Origin of the sequence: Mucilaginibacter xinganensis (assembly GCF_002257585.1) — a bacterium.
Lineage (GTDB): Bacteria > Bacteroidota > Bacteroidia > Sphingobacteriales > Sphingobacteriaceae > Mucilaginibacter > Mucilaginibacter xinganensis.
This window is the reverse complement of record NZ_CP022743.1, coordinates 1,470,893-1,492,146: the sequence shown is the minus strand read 5'-3', so window position 1 is coordinate 1,492,146 and position 21,254 is coordinate 1,470,893. Positions and strand designations below refer to the sequence as shown.

The 21,254-nt window shown below is 42.7% G+C and carries 17 protein-coding genes; 2 read left to right on the top strand and 15 right to left on the bottom strand.

Translation table 11 applies throughout. The annotated features are described in order from the left end of the window. Positions 1-112: 112 nt before the first annotated feature. Together MuYL_RS06595 and lat are read right to left on the bottom strand one after the other, a co-directional pair. Positions 113-556, bottom strand: coding sequence for a hypothetical protein (locus MuYL_RS06595; RefSeq protein ID WP_094569775.1), 444 nt, complete (start codon positions 554-556; stop codon positions 113-115). 210 nt (positions 557-766) lie between these two features. Continuing rightward, complete coding sequence (gene lat / locus MuYL_RS06590; RefSeq protein WP_094569774.1) at positions 767-2,098, bottom strand: L-lysine 6-transaminase; 1,332 nt, start codon at positions 2,096-2,098, stop codon at positions 767-769. A gap of 307 nt (positions 2,099-2,405) precedes the next feature. Here lat and MuYL_RS06585 point away from each other — a divergent pair, with 307 nt between their 5' ends. Then, complete coding sequence (locus MuYL_RS06585; RefSeq protein ID WP_094569773.1) at positions 2,406-3,743, top strand: ankyrin repeat domain-containing protein; 1,338 nt, start codon at positions 2,406-2,408, stop codon at positions 3,741-3,743. A gap of 8 nt (positions 3,744-3,751) precedes the next feature. Here MuYL_RS06585 and MuYL_RS06580 read toward each other — a convergent pair whose 3' ends face one another. The 9 genes from MuYL_RS06580 to nuoH form a co-directional block, all read right to left on the bottom strand. After that, positions 3,752-5,059, bottom strand: coding sequence for an ammonium transporter (locus tag MuYL_RS06580; RefSeq protein WP_094569772.1), 1,308 nt, complete (start codon positions 5,057-5,059; stop codon positions 3,752-3,754). Between the two features lie 475 nt (positions 5,060-5,534). Next, positions 5,535-7,046, bottom strand: coding sequence for an NADH-quinone oxidoreductase subunit N (locus tag MuYL_RS06575; RefSeq protein ID WP_094569771.1), 1,512 nt, complete (start codon positions 7,044-7,046; stop codon positions 5,535-5,537). A gap of 4 nt (positions 7,047-7,050) precedes the next feature. Next, on the bottom strand, positions 7,051-8,649 hold the full coding sequence (locus MuYL_RS06570) for a DUF4139 domain-containing protein (protein ID WP_094569770.1): 1,599 nt from the start codon (positions 8,647-8,649) through the stop codon (positions 7,051-7,053). 103 nt (positions 8,650-8,752) lie between these two features. Next, complete coding sequence (locus tag MuYL_RS06565) at positions 8,753-10,360, bottom strand: complex I subunit 4 family protein (protein WP_094569769.1); 1,608 nt, start codon at positions 10,358-10,360, stop codon at positions 8,753-8,755. A 163-nt stretch (positions 10,361-10,523) separates the two neighbouring features. After that, positions 10,524-12,641 (bottom strand): NADH-quinone oxidoreductase subunit L, encoded by a 2,118-nt coding sequence (gene nuoL, locus MuYL_RS06560; RefSeq protein ID WP_170309731.1) that lies wholly within the window; start codon positions 12,639-12,641, stop codon positions 10,524-10,526. A gap of 157 nt (positions 12,642-12,798) precedes the next feature. Further along, the gene (nuoK, locus tag MuYL_RS06555; protein WP_094569768.1) at positions 12,799-13,104 is read right to left on the bottom strand and encodes an NADH-quinone oxidoreductase subunit NuoK; all 306 of its coding nucleotides are present in this window, start codon (positions 13,102-13,104) and stop codon (positions 12,799-12,801) included. Continuing rightward, a complete protein-coding gene (locus MuYL_RS06550) occupies positions 13,101-13,622 on the bottom strand; it encodes an NADH-quinone oxidoreductase subunit J family protein (RefSeq protein WP_245845796.1) in 522 nt (173 codons plus the stop codon). The genes nuoK and MuYL_RS06550 overlap by 4 nt, the downstream gene beginning before the upstream one ends. Before the next feature lie 23 nt (positions 13,623-13,645). Then, entirely contained in the window at positions 13,646-14,230 is a 585-nt protein-coding gene (locus tag MuYL_RS06545; protein WP_094569766.1) for a NuoI/complex I 23 kDa subunit family protein, read from the bottom strand. Positions 14,231-14,284: 54 nt separating this feature from the next. After that, complete coding sequence (gene nuoH / locus MuYL_RS06540) at positions 14,285-15,355, bottom strand: NADH-quinone oxidoreductase subunit NuoH (protein WP_170309730.1); 1,071 nt, start codon at positions 15,353-15,355, stop codon at positions 14,285-14,287. A 195-nt stretch (positions 15,356-15,550) separates the two neighbouring features. Here nuoH and MuYL_RS06535 point away from each other — a divergent pair, with 195 nt between their 5' ends. Continuing rightward, positions 15,551-16,675, top strand: coding sequence for a DoxX family membrane protein (locus MuYL_RS06535; protein ID WP_094569765.1), 1,125 nt, complete (start codon positions 15,551-15,553; stop codon positions 16,673-16,675). Between the two features lie 3 nt (positions 16,676-16,678). Here the strand turns inward: MuYL_RS06535 and murI are convergent, their stop codons facing one another. The 4 genes from murI to bamA form a co-directional block, all read right to left on the bottom strand. Next, entirely contained in the window at positions 16,679-17,512 is an 834-nt protein-coding gene (murI, locus tag MuYL_RS06530) for a glutamate racemase (RefSeq protein ID WP_094572874.1), read from the bottom strand. 66 nt (positions 17,513-17,578) lie between these two features. Further along, positions 17,579-18,091, bottom strand: coding sequence for an OmpH family outer membrane protein (locus MuYL_RS06525; protein ID WP_094569764.1), 513 nt, complete (start codon positions 18,089-18,091; stop codon positions 17,579-17,581). A 48-nt stretch (positions 18,092-18,139) separates the two neighbouring features. Continuing rightward, positions 18,140-18,673, bottom strand: coding sequence for an OmpH family outer membrane protein (locus MuYL_RS06520; protein WP_094569763.1), 534 nt, complete (start codon positions 18,671-18,673; stop codon positions 18,140-18,142). Positions 18,674-18,690: 17 nt separating this feature from the next. Next, complete coding sequence (gene bamA / locus MuYL_RS06515; RefSeq protein WP_094569762.1) at positions 18,691-21,249, bottom strand: outer membrane protein assembly factor BamA; 2,559 nt, start codon at positions 21,247-21,249, stop codon at positions 18,691-18,693. Positions 21,250-21,254: the final 5 nt, after the last annotated feature.

Here is a 21,254-nt window from a genome sequence, read left to right as displayed (position 1 = left end):
CCCTTAAAATCATAAAAGCCCGAAGGACGGTATTAATTAAATACACATCTTTCGGGCTTTTTTAATTGCCTGTTTTTCATTCCCGGCTCTTTCGCATTTTTCGGACTTTAAACTACGCCTTTACGTACTCAAAACGGTTGTTCTCCTCACTTCTTTCTCTTCTCAGTTTATTTTCGTTGGCAAGCTTCAATAGAATACCCGATAATTCAGAAGTTTTAAATTCAGACTCGAAATTCTCTCTGCAATACTCAGCTATTGACGAAATAGAATGGCGCGTATCAAAAAAATCCGTTGATAATAATTGATTTAAAACCTTGGTGGCACCGGGCTTCTTCCCGCCTTTTACGTGTGTATAGCTCTCACCATTCTCTCCCCTTGACTTATAGTTCCGCTTAATAAAAATATCCGATGGGTCCGCCTCACCGCGTTCCATTTCTATCATAACGTCCAGTAAACGGTCAACAACCCTTACCTGAACGGCTTCCGATTGGAAGGAATTAACAACTTCAGAAATTTCTACGAGTTGCTTTTTTAATTTTTCAATGTGTTTACTCATGATGCAGTAGCCTGTTACTTTATTGCCGACGATCTAAAATTTTACCCGGCATAATAATGTTGAATATTGCCAATATTGGTAAAAAAATAGTAAATTTTACTGTTTTAATATTTAACTAACGTAAGTAAAATTATTTATTGCAGTAATAAGTGGAAATATGGCTAATTTCCATTATAAACAGGTTTCTGTATCAATTGTTTTACAAAGAATTTACAATTCAGCGCATATTTTTTTAAGTATTTCTAATCCGCTATCAATATGTTTTTTCTCAATAATAAGTGCAGGCCTAAAACGGATGCTTTGTTCGCCGCAACCCAGAAACATCACATCCATGTTCATTCCGCGGTTAACAAACTCATCTCTAATGTGTTTGTCCGGAAAATCAAAGGCAGTTAGCAAGCCCTTGCCGCGCACATTGGTAATAATGGAATGCTCTTCGGCAATGCTGATCAAACTATTTTGCAAATAATCACCCATTTCGGCCGCATTTTCGCAAAGGTTGTCCTCGGCAATAATTTCCATAATTTTTGACGAACGCACCATATCAACCAAACTGCCGCCCCAGGTAGAATTTATCCGCGACGAAACGTTAAATACATTATTTTCAATTTCATCAACTTTCCGGCCGGCCAGTATGCCGCACACCTGCATTTTTTTTCCAAAGGCCAGTATATCCGGGCGCGCATTTTCGCCAAAATGTTCATGGCACCAAAATTTGCCCGTAAGCCCCACGCCTGTTTGCACCTCATCATATATCAACATAGCTTCATTCTCATCGGCCAGCACCCTTAGTTTTTCCAAAAACTCTTTGCGCACGTGGTTATCGCCGCCTTCTGATTGTACCGGCTCAATAATTATTGCGCATACATCATCTTTGTTTTCTTCAAAGGCCTTTTTTATTTGTGCTATAGATAACTCCTCGCGCCTCAGCAGGTCCTCGTGACCGGCATCGGTGAAAGGGAAATTCATTTTAGGGAACGAAACCCGCGGCCAGTCGAATTTTGCGAACCATTTTGTTTTTACCGGTTGGGTATTGGTAAGGCTTAGCGTATAGCCGGAGCGGCCATGAAAAGCATTTTCAAAATGGATTACTTTAAAACCTATCTCTTTGGTATAGCCTTTGGCAAAGTTTTTTTGAACCTTCCAGTCCATAGCAACTTTAAGCGCGTTCTCAATTGCAAGAGAGCCACCTGCGATAAAAAAAGCATGGGGAAGGTATTCCGGAATACCCACTCTGTCAAAAGTCTCTACAAACTGCGCATATTGCGTTGTGTAAATATCAGAGTTTGACGGGTTGGTTAACGCCGCCAGCATCAGGTTTTTCTTAAAAGTTTCATCATTCACCATTTTAGGGTGATTATACCCTAACGGCACAGACGCAAAGCAGGTAAAAAAATCCAGCAGGGTGCGGTCATACTTAGCATCGTAAATATAAACCCCCTTACTTTTTTCCATGTCAAAAGTCAAATCGAAGCCATCGGCTAATACATGCTTCTGTAACGAAGCCTGTACATTCTGGGGTGAAACTAGCAGGTTGTACATATAATCGGGTTTGTAACAAATCTACTAAAAACCGCTCAAAAACAAAAATTAAGCGGTTTTTGAACCGATCGGGCAAAAAGTAACTTTAAATTGTTTAAAGTTACTTTTTGTACCAAACTCCATTTTGGTTTTACCATTTTATATTTATAAACCGCTGGGTAAGGCTCATAAAACGGCGCATAGCAGCTTATATATCACAATTCATTTAAGACAAGCCAGCCTCAATCCTATTTTTTATTTAGTTGAAAATCCGTTCCTTTATTAAAGTTTTTCTTTAGAAATGTCTCCATAATTTTAAAAAAGGTAAATGACAGCAATACAATTTTCATCAGTGTCAGAAGATCTGGTTGAGGCTTTCATTAAAGCCGCAACCTGGCATGGATCACTTGAAGAAGCAGAGGCCATGCTGGCCTCGCATCCTGAATTAGCAGTAAGCAATATCCACATCGCTGCTATACTAGGCAATGATGAGCTGGTGAAAAGCTTTCTTGACTTTGATAGCAGCAATGCCACGGCCACGGCCCCCCCTTACTCCTGCGATGCATTGGTTTATCTCTGCCTCTCAAAATATCTCAGGCTTGATAAAACAAGGACGGATGGTTTTTTAAAAGCTGCAACTGCCTTACTTGAAGCAGGTGCCGACCCCAATACCGGATTTTGGACCACGGGCGATTACCCCGAATTTGAAACAGCCCTATACGGTGCCGCCGGGGTCGCCCACAATGCGGTGGTAACCGGGCTGCTTCTTGACCATGGTGCTAACCCAAACGATGATGAAGCCGTTTACCATTCGCCCGAGAACCGGGATAACGACGCTATGAAATTACTGGTAGAGACCGGCAAGCTTACCAACGAAAACCTTTTGATGATGCTGATCCGTAAGCACGACTGGCATGACTATGAGGGTGCCAGGTATTTGCTGCAGCATGGCGCAAACCCCAATGGCGAAAAGACCAGGCAATGGTACCCTGTTCATCACGCGCTTGCCCGTTGCAATAGTATTGAAATGATTGGTTTACTGCTGGATTATGGAGCCGATCCGGCGGTGAAAAGCCAGGGTATTACGGCGGTTGCGTGCGCAGCGCGCGAAGGCCGCGGCGATGTACTTAAATTATTTCAACAACGGGGCTTTCCTGTCCAGCTAACCGGAATAGATGAACTTACAGCGGCATGTGCAATGGGAAATAACGACGCCGTCCAGGCAATACTGGTACAACAACCTCAACTCGCAGCAGAAGTTATTGCTATTGGCGGCACATTGCTCGCTAAGTTTACAGGAGCGGGTAACCTCCGGGGCGTAAAGCAATTGCTTGACCTGGGCGTAAGCGTAACAGCACCCTTCACAGAAGGTGACGGCTATTTTGCAATTCCAAAGAATAGCCTGCCAATTCATATAGCAGCGTGGCGCGCCAGGCACGATGTTGTAAAACTACTCATCGAACGTGGCTCGCCGGTTGACCTGCCCGATAGTAACGGACAAACGCCGCTGGCACTCGCCATTAAAGCTTGCGTAGATTCTTACTGGACAGACACGCGATCACCTGCCTCTGTTGCTTCCCTGCTTAACGCGGGCGCTTCAGCGACGGCAATACCCTTTCCTACTGGATACGCGGCTATTGATGAGCTATTGGAAAAACACCGTTAGTGAAAGTGTCACAACTTTTCGCCATGCTGGCTAATATCAAGCCCTATCTCTTCCTCTTCGGCTGATACACGCAGCGGCGAAATCATGTCGGTGATCTTCAGCAACAGTAACGATCCAAAGAATGCGAAAACAGAAACACCCACCAGGGCGATCAACTGCACAAAAAACAAGTGAGTTTGGCCAAAAAATAAACCATCGCCGGTAGTATTTGCCGCGTTTACTTTCTGGCTGGCAAATACGCCGGTAAGCAGCATCCCTACCATTCCGCCAACACCATGACAAGGGAATACATCAAGGGTGTCGTCAATTTGGGTACGCGTACGCCATTCAACCACCAGGTTACTGATCACCGCCGATATGATGCCTATGGCCAGTGAATGCGGGATGGTTACGTAACCTGCCGCAGGTGTTATGGCTACCAGGCCTACTACAGCACCAATGCAGGTACCCATTGCCGATGGTTTTTTACCGCGCAGCATATCAAAAAATATCCAGGTTAAACCACCTGCTGCTGATGCCGTGGTACTTGTAGCGAGCGCAATAACCGCTAAATGATTTGCACCAAATGCCGAGCCTGCGTTAAAACCAAACCAGCCGAACCACAACAGACCAGTACCGATCATTACATAAGTAATGCGCGCGGGTGCATGGTTTGCTTCATTTCGGCCTTTTAAATACAATGCGGAGGCTAACGCCGCCCATCCTGCCGACATGTGCACCACAGTACCGCCGGCAAAATCAAGAACGCCCAATTTGGCAAGGATACCGTCAGGGTGCCAGGTGATATGCGCCAGGGGCGAAAAGATAAAAATAGTAAACAGCACCACAAAGATGATATATGAATTAAAGCGGATGCGCTCTGCAAATGCCCCGGTAATCAGTGCCGGCGTTATAATAGCAAATTTAAGCTGGTACATGGCAAAAAGCAATAAAGGGATTGATGGCGCCAGTTTCCAGGTTGCATTGCCCAGCATGCCTTTCATCATAAAAAAAGTAGATGGATTACCGATAACTCCGCCAATGCTATCGCCAAAGGCAAGGCTAAACCCAAATATTCCCCACATAACGGTTATAATAACCATACAAACAATGCTTTGCAGCATGGTTGAGATCACATTCTTTTTATTAACCATGCCGCCGTAAAAAAAGGCAAGACCGGGTGTCATGATCAATACCAGTGCCGTTGACATCAGCATCCAGGCAATATCACCGGTATTAAAATGGGGATCGGGCCCTTTTTTGAATTCCTCAGAAGGGAAAATAAAAGTTAAAGCCAGAATAAACAGAATTAGTCCAAATGGAAAATATCTTTTCATGTAATTTAAAAAATCAATAAATATAATTAGCCGAAAACAGGTTTATATAGTTGTAAAGTTGGCAAAAAAGTCAATTAGATAAATAAAGCGAATAAAATTTAACATTATTTTATATTTATATGATTTAAATTATAAAATTGATACATTAATATTCAAAAAACATTTAATTAATAACAGATTGATAATTTAAATCTGAAAAATTCAGTAATATTGATCATCTATTGAGTTCTAATAGTACGTTTTTATTAAGATTTGCAGCAAATCAGTAAAAATTACGGAATTTTTTAAACAAAGAGAGCCCGGTTTTGGGAACCGGGCTCATCACAATATAGGTTTGGAAATGGTTGTGTTTTACAAGATCGCTTTTTATACCGCCGCAAGCATCCGGTTAAAAAGTTGCTGAAATTAGGATATTAATTATACAAAAACAAATAAAAATATAGTTTTATTTGGAAAATATCCCGAAAATCAACTTTTAAAGGATTTTGAACAGCAGATCAGGCCATACGCCCAGCAAAATCACCAAAACCGATATAATTACGCACAAAATCACAATATTTTGAGATTTTACGGCTGAATTTTTAACAATTTCTGTTCTTTTTAGGAACAAATTTAAAGGGATCTTTATGTAGTAAAACAGGGATACAACCGTGGTTAAAGCGCCGGTTATCATCAGCAACAGCATCCAGATGTTATGATCTTGCTGGTACACGCTGTAAACCGCCGAGAACACCAATACCTTACCATTAAACCCGGCACTCACCGGCAGACCCGTTAAAGATATCAGCACAATTACAAAACAAATGGATGCCACAGGGTATTTATGACCCAGTCCCTTATAACTATCCAGGTCATCGGCATCCAGCGCATTTGCAAAATAAGTGGCCAGCGCCAGTGCACCTATATTTGCCAGCCCATACACAGCGAGGTAATAAGTTAAAGCAGAAATACCCGCAGAACTGTAAGTAACAATAGCCATTAGCGCAAAGCCTGTGTGCCCTATGCTGGAGTAAGCCAGCATTCTTTTTACATTGCGCTGTAATACGGCAGCAAAATTACCGGCTATCATGGTAACAATACCTGCAATGCTTAAAATCAGCTTAAAATCAAAAGCGTGCCATTTTTCAAAATAAATAAAGGGCCGTAAAAAGTTAATAAGTAAAGCAAATGCCGCTATTTTCGGTAAGGTAGATAACCAGGCTGTCACCGGGGTAGGCGCTCCTTCGTACACATCGGGCACCCAAAAATGAACGGGCACAAATGACAGCTTAAAACCTATCCCTATAAGTACCAACACCAGCGCAAACGACACTGCTACCGGGTTGGCCTGCATTAAACCCGGCAGCAAGTTACCACTGAATAAATTAAGCGACCCGCTGAAGCCATATAACAGCGAAATACCATATAACATAATAGCTGATGACGCAGCGCCGAACAATACATATTTTAAGCCTGCTTCGGTACCAAAGGCGTTTTCAGACCTGTAAGCCACCATCAGGTATGATGCGATGGAAACCATTTCAATAGCCAGGTAAACAGACAGGAGGTTTACTGCCATTGCCATTAAATGCAGGCCGAGTAAGGAGCCCGTAACTATCGTATAAAGGTCAGACAGCCCTTTCCGGTGCGCCTTTAACCGGTTATCCCACTCAAAGTAAAGCAGCAGCACAATGGCCAGCGCATCAATAACAAATTTAAAATTGATAGCAATACGGTTAAGCAGCAGCATCTCGCCAAACAAAAACATTCCATTGCCCCTACCTGCGGCAAACAACAATTGAATTTGCTGGTAATCTTTATTGATCACCAGCAAAATTCCGGCACAGGCAACTATCCTGCACAATTTTTCGGAGTTACGGCCAAACAGCAGATCGGTAACCATCACCAGGATAAACAACACCGTTAAATAAATTTCAGGCAAAAAATAAGGGATACTGCCTAAAACAGTAGAAACAGCGCCTGGTATAAATGGGATCAGATCGTGCATTATGTTATTGAACTATTACTGACTGGCTTTTTGGATATTTAACCATGTATCTTAATTGCGTCTTTTTATCTTCCTGCGAATTTAGCAGGAAATTCCATGAAACCTTGCCTGTAAGCGCATCAGGTTTTACCCCGCCTGATTCCTGTACCTCAACCTCGATTGCTGAGTTTTGCGATATAGGCACCTGGTCTTCAACCAGCAGGTTTATTTTTTGGTTTTTACGGTTCTTCACCTCTATCAGCCAGCTTTTGGTTTCCTTTTTATTTGAGCCTAAAATTTGGTTTTGGGTTAGATTTTTTTCAAGAGTCCGCTTCACTAAAATACCCTTGTCATTCCCAAGCGAAAGATTCAAAGTATCGCTCATAGCCCGCATATCTATCCGCGATTTACCAATATAGGTTCCCTCAAAAAACACATTGGCATCGCCCGATAAAAGGTTGTATTTGTTTAAATCGGTTACCTGGGCGGTTAAAAACACATCGGTGCTAATTTTAGGAGCAGTGTAATATTGGTAAGTGGCATTTATATTTACCTGGTTAATTTCAACCTGGCAAGGTTTGCCATCATCTGTTACCGAGTATGGGTTATCAATATTAAATTCAACGCTGGTTTGCGCTTCTACCATGTTAACTGCAACAGGCATGGTTTCCCTACGCGTACCGTAACCTTCTGTTACTACAACTTCCGCTAAACTGGCGTTACTATATGATGCTGTTTTAAGGTCGTTATTCTCTCTTTTAAAAATATTAAGATAATAAGGATTAAGTTCTGGCTTTATACCGTTTCCTGTTGGGCTCCCTGTTGATAGGGTTAACTTTACATTTTTCCAATCTTCGCCGCTTCTCTGCAACACGTTGGCTTTATAAACAATAGTTAGCGGGCTATTTACATTTTTTGCCCTGATATCATAGCTTGGATACCAGCTTGCATTTCCTATAACATAAGTTACCGCAAATGTTGATTGTAATACCGCCTTTGATGAAACCGTTACGATGATATTACTTGTGACCGTGTTTTGAGAATTATTTACCTCCGCTATCTGGCTATCGTATTTTTGCAGTTCAGTGTTTAATGCGTTAACCTGGTTATTGGCGGCCTGTTCCTTTTGTTTCAAAGAGGTAAGTCTTTCGGTTTGAAAATCGAGCGCCTGTTTCAGCTTTAAAACATCAAGTGTAGTGTTTTCAGCCTTTACAAATTGATTTTTGGCGATAACAGTTTCCTCAGACTGGTAAATAGAAAGCATATTGTTTTGCATATCTATCCTATCCCGGATCAGCTTTGCCTGGGTCCGCAATTCCTGCAACTGCTTGCTTTTAGCATCACCATTACTTAAATAATTCATCTCGTGCTTAACAGAAAGTATAGTAAACTCACCATTGGCATGTACCTGAATACTCTGCGGATCGATATTCTGAGAAATATTGTCAAATACCAGGTCTGTTGTTCCTGCGCTTACATTTACCATTGCTGTACGTGTTACCTGTGCACCTTTTAAAAACACCACAACTTTTTGAACTTTTGATGTTACCTTTTGTCCTTCATCGGCTTTTGCTGCTATCGCTATAAAAAATACCGCTGCAGCCATTACTAATTTCTTAAACATGATCCTGTTAGGTTAAATAAATATTCCCTGTTAATTCAATTCCCTTTTTGAGATTGTATTTAAAGGATGCAAGTATGTGTATGTTTCCATAACACCTGCGCAATTATTTATTTATCTGCAGGAACTGTATTAATGTAACTACCGAATCGTTTATCTTATCAAACACCAGCGATGGCATTAAGCCCAGCGCTAGCACCACCAGCGCCAATGGCAGTAAAGTAATTTTCTCGCGAAGATTAAGGTCGGTTAGCGCTGTTTTCCATACGGTACCACCTTTTAAATTAACAGGACCAAAAAACATCCGCTGCAGTGTCCATAAAAAATAGGCTGCACTTAATAAGATCCCAACCGAGCCGCACACCGCCATCCAGTAAGGCAACATACCATTTACCGCTTGTGATTTAAAGGCCCCCGTCAATGAAAATGCCTCACCTATAAAAGCCGAAAAGCCGGGCAGCCCCAGTGAAGCAAAAAAAGCTACCACTACGAAAGCCGTATACTTAGGCATAATAGTAGCTAAGCCCCTGAAATGGGTAATGCCCCTGTCATGTACCCGGTTGTAAATAACACCCGCCAAAAAGAACAGCATGGTTGACAAAAACCCATGGCTTACCATTTGCATTACCGCACCGCTTAATCCTTCGGTAGTAAGCGAGGCAATCCCCAGCAAAACAAAACCCATGTGCGACACCGAGGAATAAGCGATCATCCGTTTCAGGTCCTGCTGGGCAAGGGCGTTTAACGCGCCGTATATGATGGATATAATCCCCAGCAAGCCCAGCCAGTAAGCATCGGCGTGCGCAATTTCCGGGAAAATCCCCACGCAGATCCGGATAATACCGTAGCCCCCAACCTTTAGTAAAATACCGGCCAGGATGATAGAAACCGGGGTAGGCGCCTCTACGTGCGCATCCGGCAGCCAGGTATGCAGCGGCACCACCGGTACCTTTATGGCAAACGCTATAAACAAGATCACAAAACCCACCGCACGCGCCGAAAGTCCAAAAATGGTTTGGTGGCTTAAAACCGCAAATATTGACCCCTGCTGATAGTTGGCCGGGTTCATCATCTGGATAATGTTAAAAGTATGGTTGCCTGTTGCAGGGTCGGTAACCGACAGGTAAAGCCCAATCATAACCAGCAGCATAAATACTGAACCAAACAAGGTGTACAGAAAAAACTTTATGGCCGCATATTCGCGCCGTGCACCACCCCACATGCCGATCAGGAAATACAGTGGCAGCAGCATCAGCTCATAAAAAATATAGAACAGGAAGAAATCCAGCGAGCAGAACACGCCGATAACAGCCATATCCAAAATAAGGAACAATACAAAAAAGCCTTTTAAATTGCTTTTGATCTCCCATGATGCCAGCGCCGCGATAACCAGCACCGCTGCGCTCATCACCAGCAGCGTAACCGATAACCCGTCAATCCCTACCAAATAATCTATCTGCATTTTACCTAAAGTACCCAGGTCCAGGTTGATCCATGGTACTTTTTGTAAAAACTGAAACTGCCCTTCGTGGTTAACGCCTGCAAATGATGCCCCGGTTTTAAAATGGCAATACACCCAAATACTCATCCCCAGCTGCACAAGGGTAGCCAGCAGCGTTATGTACTTAAAACTGCTGCGCCATGCCGACGGCAGCAGCGCAATAACAAGTGCAAATACAATGGGTGTAAATATGAGCAGGGTTAAAACATTCATTGCTTTAGATGTGAGATATGAGATTTAAGGGAGCCGGAGAAGCAAACAATACAAACGGGTAAACAGATGCAACAAAAAAATTAAAACAACCGGCGCTAGTAAAAAGCCTTAACCCTTTACCAACCAGCTTTAAACTTTTACCTAATACCACTTGCCTCATAGTTTAAACCTCGCTTTTTAATAAAAAAAATGCAAATATTGCCAAAATAACCACCAGCATGCTGTATAAGTAATACTGCACCTTACCGCCCTGAAAACGACGTGCAAAGTTACCTATGACCTTAACTATATCCGTCACCAAATATAAAAAGCCGTCAATAATATAATGGTCTATCCATACCGCCAGCCTGGCCAGTGCCATTACGCTGTAGGCAATAGCATGAATAAAGGTATCAATTACCCGCCTGTCGAACCTGAAGGTGGCACGCCCCACGGCAAGCACCGGTTTAACAATATAATTAGTGTATAACTTGTCAAAATACCACTCGTTAAATGACAGCCGCCAAAAGAGACCGGTTTGTAAAAACGGGCTTACCTTCCGTTTGGCATAAATAACATAAGCCCCGCAGATTACCAGCAGGCTAAAAATATTTACCCCTACCGGCACTATAACATGAAACAGGCTCTCCCCGTTACCGCCGCCTGCCGCCGAAAAAGCCTTAAATAACCACGACTGCCCATAGCTGAGCGGGTTTAACGAGAAAAAGGGGAACAAGCTACCCGCAGCCAGTATCACCAGCGGTAAAGTATATTGCCAGCCGCCGTCAGTTATGTGCAGCTTTAATTCCGGGTGCGCAGCAAGTAAACGCATGTCTCCAAAAAATACCTTCACTATCAAACGGATCACATAAAAAGCGGTGAGCCAGGTAGTAAGTACCGCAAAAACAGGGATCAGCATGTGGATAGCACTTTTCCCTGCCGACCATTGAAAAGCCTGGATCAGGATCCCGTCTTTTGACAAATAGCCCGAGGTGAAAGGCAAACCGATAAGCGCCAGTCCACCTATCAACGCGGTGATAAACGTGAGCGGCATTTTTTTGCGCAGGCCGCCCATGTTTAAAATATTTTGTGCGTCTATATTAAGCTTGTTATCATCCCTGATATGCGCCATCTGGTGGATCACTACACCGGCCACCAAAAATAACAGGCATTTAAAAAAGGCATGTGTAACCAGGTGAAACAATGATGATGAATAGGCACCTATCCCCATAGCCATTATCATATAGCCGAGCTGTGATATGGTAGAGTAGGCCAGGATACGTTTCAGATCGTTTTGGGTGAGTGCTATGGTAGCGGCCATAAACGCGGTAAAGCAGCCGGTAACCGCCAATATGGTTAATTCTGTACCGTTAAACATAGGGTAAACCCTGCCCAGCAAAAACACGCCGGCAGCAACCATGGTAGCTGCATGAATGAGCGCTGAAACGGATGTAGGCCCCTCCATGGCATCAGGCAGCCAGGTATGCAACGGGAACTGCGCCGATTTTGCAGCTACGGCCAAGAGAATACCCCCGAAAGCTACGTATTGCCATACAACCGGTAGTTGAATTACGTTACCCATAATCCACACGGATCCGAATTGATTAGTCAGGTTGGTGTTGAATGACCAGAGCCCCTCGTGCACGCTGGTAAACTTTCCAATATTTACAGAACCGAAAAGGGTGTCCAGGTCAAAAGTACGGAACTGGGTAAAGATGATGATGATAGCCGTCAACAAGCCAATATCACCTATCCGGTTCATAATAAAAGCTTTTTTATTGGCCTGCACCGCTTTATCACGGGTGAACCAAAATCCGATAAGCAGGTATGACGAAAAACCAACCAGCTCCCAGAAGATATAGAACAGCACCAGGTTATCTGCCACAACCAACGCTAGCATACTGAAGCAAAAAAGGCTCAGGTAAGCGAAATAGCGGTTGTAGCCTTCATCATCTTTCATGTATGCGGTAGAATAGATGTGCACCGGCAGGGCAATCAGGTTCACCAGCAGTAACATTAATACCGACAGGTTATTCAGCAAAATGCCCGCAAATACTTTGGTATTCCCTATAGTGAACCAGGTGATAGATTGGTGCACAAGATGACCATTCCAAACCTTTGAAAACACAAACACGGATAAAACCGAACTGGCCAATATGGCCCCGGTTGAGATAAGGCCTGTAATTTTATTTTTTTTACCGGGGATAGCCAGGTTAATTATAAAGGCAAGCAGGGGCAACAACACCGCTGCGAGCGTGAATTTAATGGTAAGGGTGTCTATCGCTTGTAAAAAGTTATCCAATGTTGTCTTCTTTTCCGCAGGAACACAAAGTATTGTGTCTCTGTTTTATGCATGTGTTTATAGGTTCATTACCTTTCAAATTACAATCCTTTCGGATACGCAAAGCATTGCGTCTATATGTATTGCATGTACTTGCAAATACAATATTAATTCATCGTTAATCCCCCAATTTATCAATCTTACCCGGATCAATTGTTTTATATTGCTTGTAAACGTTTAAAATAATGGCCAGTGCTACAGCAGTTGTTGCAGCAGCAAGCACAATAGCAAAAAGGGCAAGCATTTGCCCGCCATTATTAAAGCGGTCGTACTTGCTAAAGGCTACCAGGTTAAGTATGGCGGCATTCAGCATCAGCTCAATCCCTATCAGGATCTGGATAGCGTTCTGTTTGGATACTATCATATACAGCCCCACGCAAAACAAAACGGCGCTTACCAAAAGGAAATCGGTTAATGAGATCATACTCCCCTCCCCTTTCGCGACAGGTGCGCAGCACCTACCAGCGCCACCATCAATAAAATAGAGATCGCTTCAAACGGCAGCAGGTACTTTGTCATCAGGTTTATGCCGATATTTTCTGTCATTGATGAATTGGGCAGGATAATGTTCCTCGTGATGGCTGATTTTTTTATCCAGACAAGGTTATCCGCATCAACCTTAAATATCATGTTCGCCAGCACCACCAAAAAAAGCGCAGCCAGGAACATGGCGGGTACCTTGTTTATATTAATAAATTTATTTTTTTGTTCTTCTATTGCATTCAGGGTTTCTTTACCAGAAAGCATAAAGGCGAAAAGTATCAGTACTAAAATGCCGCCAACATATATCACAATTTGAGTAATGGCTACAAAGTCGGCCAGGGCCAGCACGTAAAGGCCGGCTAAAGCAAACAGCGTGATAAAAAACATAAAAACCGACCGTACCAGGTTTTTAGTAGCAGCAACAAACAACGCCGAAGCGATTGCAATAAAAGCCATCATATAAAACAAAAACTGCGCAAGGCTCATGCCCCCTCCTCCTTCTTCTGCAGGGCAGCTAATTTTGCGGCTTGCCTTTCGGCTTGCTGCAGGTCAAATTCCGCTCTCTTTTCGGCGGCCATTTCAGGCGACATGTCCGAGAACTGGTAAGTAAGGTCACTCAGCTGAAAAACACTTTTATCGTACTGGTTGGTCATTACTATACATTCTGTAGGGCAAACTATGGTGCACAGGCCGCAGTACATGCACTTGGCCATATCGATATCAAACTTAGCAGCATAAAGCCTTTTTGTTGTACCGTCTGATGTTTGGCCTATTGCTTCCGTTGCTTTGATGGATTCAATATCAATACAATTAACCGGGCAAACCTTGGCGCATAAATCGCAAACGATACAATCGTCCATCTCCACATCCAACTGGTACCGGCCAACCTCGGGGATAGGCAGTTTTTGATGCGGATATTGTATGGTGTTGGTACCCTCCAGTTGTTTAAAGTAGTTATTATCACTGGCAGGTAGCAGCTCCCGCTTTTTATGCGAAGCAAAAAGGTGCCTGAAGGTGATCGATAGTCCCTTTAGTGTTGTTGTAATACCTTTTATTATATTGTTCATTTGCTATTAATCATTGGGTCATCGGTCGCTTTATTAAATGACTAATGGCCAACCTTACATCAGCCACAATCTCCATATTCCCGAAATCAGCATACAGGCAAAAGCCAGCGGAGTTAACACTTTCCAGCATAACGTCATCAGCTGATCTACCCTAAAACGTGGCAGCGTCCACCTGATCCACATTTGCACGGCAACCAGGGCAAGCGTTTTCATAACGATCCATAGTATACCCCAGCCCGCACCTGTTGTCCACGTAGCCAGGTGTACCGGGCCAACATTTGGCAGCGGTGTGTTCCAGGCTCCTAAAAACAAAATAACACCCACCATTGATACCAAAAACATCATGGAATATTCTGCCAAAAAAACCAGCGCAAAACGCAGGCCGGTATATTCCGTATGAAAGCCCGCTACTAGCTCTGATTCTGCCTCAGGGATATCAAACGGTGCCCGGTTGCTTTCCGCAAGCGAAGCAATAAAATAAATTACAAAAGCTATCAATAAATGCGGTGCGCGGAAAACGTTCCAGGCAAAAAAGCCGCCTGTTGAAGTTACATCCCAAAAGCCCGAGAATTTTATGGTTTCAGTCGATAGGATTCCCTGCTGTGCCGAAATTTGCTGCAGGTTGAGTGTTTGCGCTATCATCACCACCGATATTATGGCGAACCCGGCCGGAATCTCATAAGATATGATCTGCGCAGCCGACCGCATGGCTCCCAAAATAGAATATTTGTTATTTGATCCCCAGCCGGCCATCAAAATACCCAGCGTTTCAATAGATATGATGGCGAAAACGTAATATAAACCCAGATTCAGGTTGGCAGGTACCAATCCCGGCCCCCATGGCAGTGCGGCAAACCCCATATAAACCGCAATAAAAATAATAGCAGGGGCCAGCATAAAAAGCAGCTTATCGGCAGCGGCAGGTGTTATCAGCTCTTTTTGCAGCATTTTTAATATGTCGGCAAAGGTTTGCAGCGAGCCGTATTTCCCAGTTTCGGTAGGCCCAAGCCTGTCCTGGATAAAAGCGGAAACCTTGCGCTCTGCGTAAACACCAAACAACGCAAACAAAGCCGAAAAACCGAACAGTCCTATCGCAATAATGAAATATGTGAGATAAAAATTCAACCTTTTTGCTTTAGCTGCAAACTTAATAAATTTTAGTTGATTGAGTTAGCATGTGTTTGATAGTTGATAAAACTGATAGGCTTAGTTGATAATTAAATTACCCGGTATTAACAGCCCATAACTCCTTTAAACAATTTACTTTTTGGCCAACGGTACAAATTGCCAAAAACGGGTTAAATTTATCCCATTATAATAATGGGCAGCGCAAACACACATTTTAGTTATGAGGGGATAAATAACCTGCTGCTTAAAATTACTTGTTTGTTTTGGCTGGCGGCCAAGTTAATCAGCTGGCGAATATGGACCACTTACAGGATATTGCCAACAGCTCCAATTTTTCAGTGGCTTGACCGCGTTCCGCCCCTAGCGCATACCCTGTTATTTGGCCTGTCGATTTTTTTGCTGTGCTGGCAGTTGTTTAATAAAAATAGGGGTGCTTTGCTTTGCCTGCTCGCGACCGAAATATTTTCATGCCTGCTCGATCAAAACCGCTGGCAACCCTGGGAATATCAGTGCCTTTTCATCGTGTTTATTTTCATCAGCAATAACAAAAGGCCAGCACTAATTATGAGCTGCTTCGTCTTCGTTTTAGCTTCAACATATATTTACAGCGGGCTTCATAAACTGAACTATGATTTTTTGCAGATAACATGGCGCCAAATGATCCTTCACTCGTTTTTTAAAGTCCCTTTTTATGTTTCGGCTCACCGTTTAATTTATTTCAGCGGGTATTTGTTGGGCCTGGCAGAACTACTGGCCGGGGTGGGTTTACTTTTTCATAAAACTAAAAAAGCGGCTTCCGCAGCATTGATACTAATGCACCTGTTTATCCTGATACTAATAGGCCCCGGCGGTTTGAATTATAACGCAGTGGTTTGGCCGTGGAACATCGCCATGATCTTTTACCTCTACTTTCTCTTTTTTAAGAATATTGAAGGCAAAGCTATTTTTACCGGAGTTTTCCACGGATGGAATAAATTGATCTTTATTTTTTGGGGGATGCTGCCTGCGCTTAGTTTCGCGGGAGCCTGGGACAGCTATCTTTCTTCAGGCCTCTATTCGGGTAAATCACCAAAAATGATAATCAGCGTTCGCGACACCAGTAAATGCCTGCCTTTACAACCGTTTTGCAAAACCGGTGGTGCAAAGCTTAGCTATGGCCAGGCAACTATCAATTTAAAGGATTGGTCAATTACCGAAACCAACGTAGTTGCTTATCCCGAAGTAAGGGTTTACAAAATAATGCAGCAGAAACTGGAAAAGCAATATGCTGAGGCCGGGTTAAAATGCACCATTTTTATAAGAGGTGCACAACCGTAGGCTTTAACACTTAATTTCTGCGTAGGCAGATTTTACCGGTTCTCCAAAAAACAGTTCAGCATAATGGTCAAAGTCTGCGGTATCATCTGTTGTGGTAAAAAAACGCTGTGTTTTATTTTTGCTGATAGCCGCCTCCATTTCAGGATGGCGCTGCAGGTAATGGGCAAGGCTTTTGGCAACAATGTCGCCCTGCGCCACCACCTTTATGCCTTCGGGCAGGTAAGCTTCTATTTTTTGCTGTATCAGGGGATAATGGGTGCAGGCTAACAGCAGCGTATCAATATTTGCCGACTGCGCCAAAACTTCGCCAATATATTTTTTTACAAAATAATCGGCGCCCGGTTTGTCGTATTCACCGTTCTCAATCAGCGGCACCCAAAGCGGGCAGGCCTGCTGGTGAACTTTCACATCCGGAAAGAAATTACCGATCTCTATCTGGTACGAGCCCGACTGCACTGTCCCTTTGGTGCCCAGTACACCGATCTCTTTGGTATGGGTGTAATCGCCTATCACTTCGGCAGTGGGCCGTATAACGCCTAATACACGCTTTGCCGGGCCTTCATTCTTCAGGTCTATCTGTTGAATATTGCGGAGCGCCTTGGCCGACGCCGTATTACAGGCTAATATAACCAATGGGCAACCTTGTTTAAACAACCATTGCACACACTCCCAGGTATATTGATGAATCGTTTGGAACGACCTGTTACCGTAAGGCGCGCGGGCAGTATCGCCTATATAAATGTAATCGTAATCCGGTAACTGCTTAAATATAGAACGGAATACGGTAAGGCCACCATAGCCTGAGTCAAAAATTCCGATCGGTTTGTTATTTACCATTAGTACAAAAATAAAAAAAGCGCCCCGTATCATGGAGGCGCTTTGTTAATGTTTACGTATAACTTACTATTTGATTCCTAATTTAGCTTTAACAGCTTCCATCAGGTCATCAGTAACAGGTGCAACAATAAATTGCGTTTGTGCCGAATTAACAACATAAGTATAACCTTTTTCTTTAGCTACGGCTTCAACTGCTGTGTGCGCTTTATCAGATAAAGGCTTGATCAGTTCATTTGATTTTTCTTCAAACTTCTGCTGAGCGTTGGTATTGTAATCCTGCATGCGTTTTTGGATATCCTGTAATTCAGCTTGTTTAGCAGAACGTACTGCATCAGTCATGCTGGCTTGTGTTTTTTGAAACTCCTGTCCTTTATTCTGAAGCTCAGTTTGCATAGCAGCAAGCTGATCGGTAAACTGCTTTGAGTAAATATCAAGCTGTGATTTTACAGTTTTTGCCTCTGGCATTTGTCCAATTAATCCGTCGAAATTAATATAACCAATTTTTGATTGTGCTTTGGCAAAGTTGCCTACCGATAAAAAGCATAACGCCACTAAAGCAACTTTAAGTAGTTTTTTCATTTTTTTTGTTCTGTGTTTAAAATTTAATGGGATTAATATATTAAAAATTTATTTTGCGGGTGTTGATCCTGACTTTAAGCCAAGCTTTGCTAAAACATCAGCGCTCTTATCATAACGCGGACTGGCGTATAACATAATTACTTCACTGTTTTTATCAAATATCATATCCAGGTTATCATTTTCGGCAACTGCCTGTATAGCTTTAGCCATTTTATCCTGTACTGGTTTTATTATTGAATTACTTTTTTGCGCAAGCTCTCCATCCGGTCCAAATTTTTGACGCTGAAAGTCTTTCGCTGTTTTTTCCTTATCGGCAATTTCCGCCTCGCGTCGCTTCTTCATGTCGGCAGTCATTAAAACCTGGTCTGCCTGGTATGCTTTGTACAAACGGTCAATTTCCTGGAAACGTGCATCAACTTCTTTTTGCCATTGTACAGACAACGCTTCTATCTGCTTTTGCGCCGATGCATATTCAGGCATACGTTTTAATATGTATTCCGAATCTACATAAGCAAACCGCTGCGCGAACGCACCGGTAACTGTTATTAACGTAAAAAGCAGTACTAAAATTGTCTTCTTCATTACAATTGCATTGCAAATTAATTAAATCCCCCGTTCAGGCTCTGTGAAATCGAGAAATGGAACTGACCTTTGTTTGCCGCCGGAATTCCAGGGATGGCGTCAAATCCATAACCATAATCCAGCCCAAGCAAGCCAAAAATAGGTAAAAATATCCTGGCTCCAACTCCCACTGAACGCTTAACGTTGAAAGGATCAAATTTATTAAAAGAATTCCAAACATTTCCACCTTCGGCAAAAGCTAATAAAAATATTGTTGCCGATTGCCCCTGGATAACCGGGTGGCGAAGCTCCATAGTGTATTTGTTATAAATGGTACTACCCGGATTGGTGTTTTCAGTGTAGTTTGTTCCTTCAGGAACAATCGAGAAGTTCTGATAACCTCTTAAACCAATAATCTCACTACCCTGTAAAAACTGGTAGCTCTGCATACCATCACCACCCAATTTAAACCGTTCGAAAGGCGAAGGGCCAACTTCCGTGTTATACTGTCCCAAAAATCCGAACCTTACCTGCGACATCAATACCAGCTTGCCTGTTATCCGGGTAAACCACTGTGCGTCATATTTAAACTTATAGTATTCTACAAAATGGTAGCGTTGCTCAGGCGTCGCAATTTTATAATTGATGTTATTGAACAATGAGTATGGCGGCGTAGCCTGTACCGTAAATTTAATGTTCGATCCCGACGTAGGATAAATTGGCGCATCAACCGAGTTTCGGCTTAACTCCTGTGTTAGCTTAATATTGTATGATGTTCCGTTCGAGAACAAGTAACCGGTATAGTTATCCAGGTTATAGTGGTCAAAGTTTAGGGAGTAATTTAACTGGAAGTAGTTATCAGGCCAGTTTAATTTTTTACCCAACGTTACGCCTATACCGTTTATGCGCAGTTTATTATAAAGCGGATTACTCTTTGCATAATAATCGCCGGTTGAGCTTAACTGGGTATAAGCCGACAATGCAAAGTAGATTGGCTTTTTACCGCCCAGCCATGGCTCAGAGAACGTGAACGAGAAGTTTTGATAGGTATGCCCGCTTGACTGTCCCCTTAAGCTTAGTTTCTGCCCATCACCCTTTGGCAATGGTTTGTAGGCTTTAAGGTTGAATATGTTCCTTAACGAGAAGTTATTAAAGGTAAGTCCTAAGGTACCAACTAACTGGCCGCCACCAAAACCACCTGACAGCTCTATCTGGTCTGACGGTTTTTCAACCACGTTATAAACAATATCTACCGTACCATCCTGCGGATTAATGTTGGTTGGTTTTGGTTCTGTTTTTTGCTCGTCAAAGTTACCCAACTGGCCAATTTCACGTGTGCTTCGTATTAAAAGCTCCTTATTAAATTTCTGGCCCGGTTTAGTCCTTATCTCACGCATCACCACCTTATCGTTGGTTACATCGTTACCCTTTAAAATAACCCTGTTAATGGTATATTGGGGCCCTTCATAAACCCGCAGGTCCATGTCAACCGTATCATTGTAAATTTTAGTTTGTACAGGGTCGGCATTGTAGGTAAGGTAACCATCATTTAAATAAAATGATGAAATATCATCATTAGCCGGGGTTGGCCCGGTTAACCTTTTATTTAATTCCTCCTCGCTGAAAACATCTCCCTTTTTAATTTTCAGGATCTTATTCAATATGTCTGACGAGTATTTAGCATTTCCCGACCATTTGATGTTACCAAAGTAATACTTGTGGCCTTCAAATACTTTTATTTTAACACCTACTGTATTTGGGCCGGTTTTATAAACCGTATCCTTTACAATCTCAGCATCTCTGTAACCTTTGCCCTGCATTTTTGTTACCAGGTTCAGTTTATCCTCGTCGTATTTATCCTGTTTAAACTTCTTTGATCCAAAGATATTGTAGAATTTCCTGGTGCGGGTTTTGCTCAGGTACCCCTTAAGCTTCTTTTGTGAAAAATCTTTATTCCCCTCAAATACAACCTCAGATATCATCACTTTTGAGTGCTTATCAATAGCTACGTCAAGTATAACGCTATTGGCATCACCCGGATCTTTACGTTGTTTAATGGTAACTGTAGTATTTAAAAACCCTTTTTCATTAAAATGCTTTTTTATGATAGCTGTAGTAGTGCTGATCAGGTTGGAGTTAACAATTTTGTAGGTTTTATCCGAAAGCTTTTTCTGAACGTCGTCAATCTCGCCTTTGCGGATACCCGTTAAGTGCAGACGCGACAAACGCGGAAGCTCTGTAACGGCAATTTCAAGATAGATGGTATCCAGAACAATTTTTGTAATATTCAATTGTACGTCCTCAAACAAACCCTGCGAATACATGTTTTTAATAACATTAGCATTCGCTTCGCCCGGCAGGTTGATATGGTCGCCCTTATTTAACTTTGATATGGTTAGCAATACATCTTTGTCAAGTGATTTTGTACCGGTGATGGTTATACCTCCAATAATAAAGTCTTTCGGTTCCAGGTAGCTCAAACTGTCAGCAGGCAATGTTGATTTTGGAAGCGAATATTTGGGTTGACTCCCCGGGATCTGGGCCAGGGCAGCGGTACTTATTACAGTAAAAAGAATAGCAAAAATATATTTATTCATTCGAA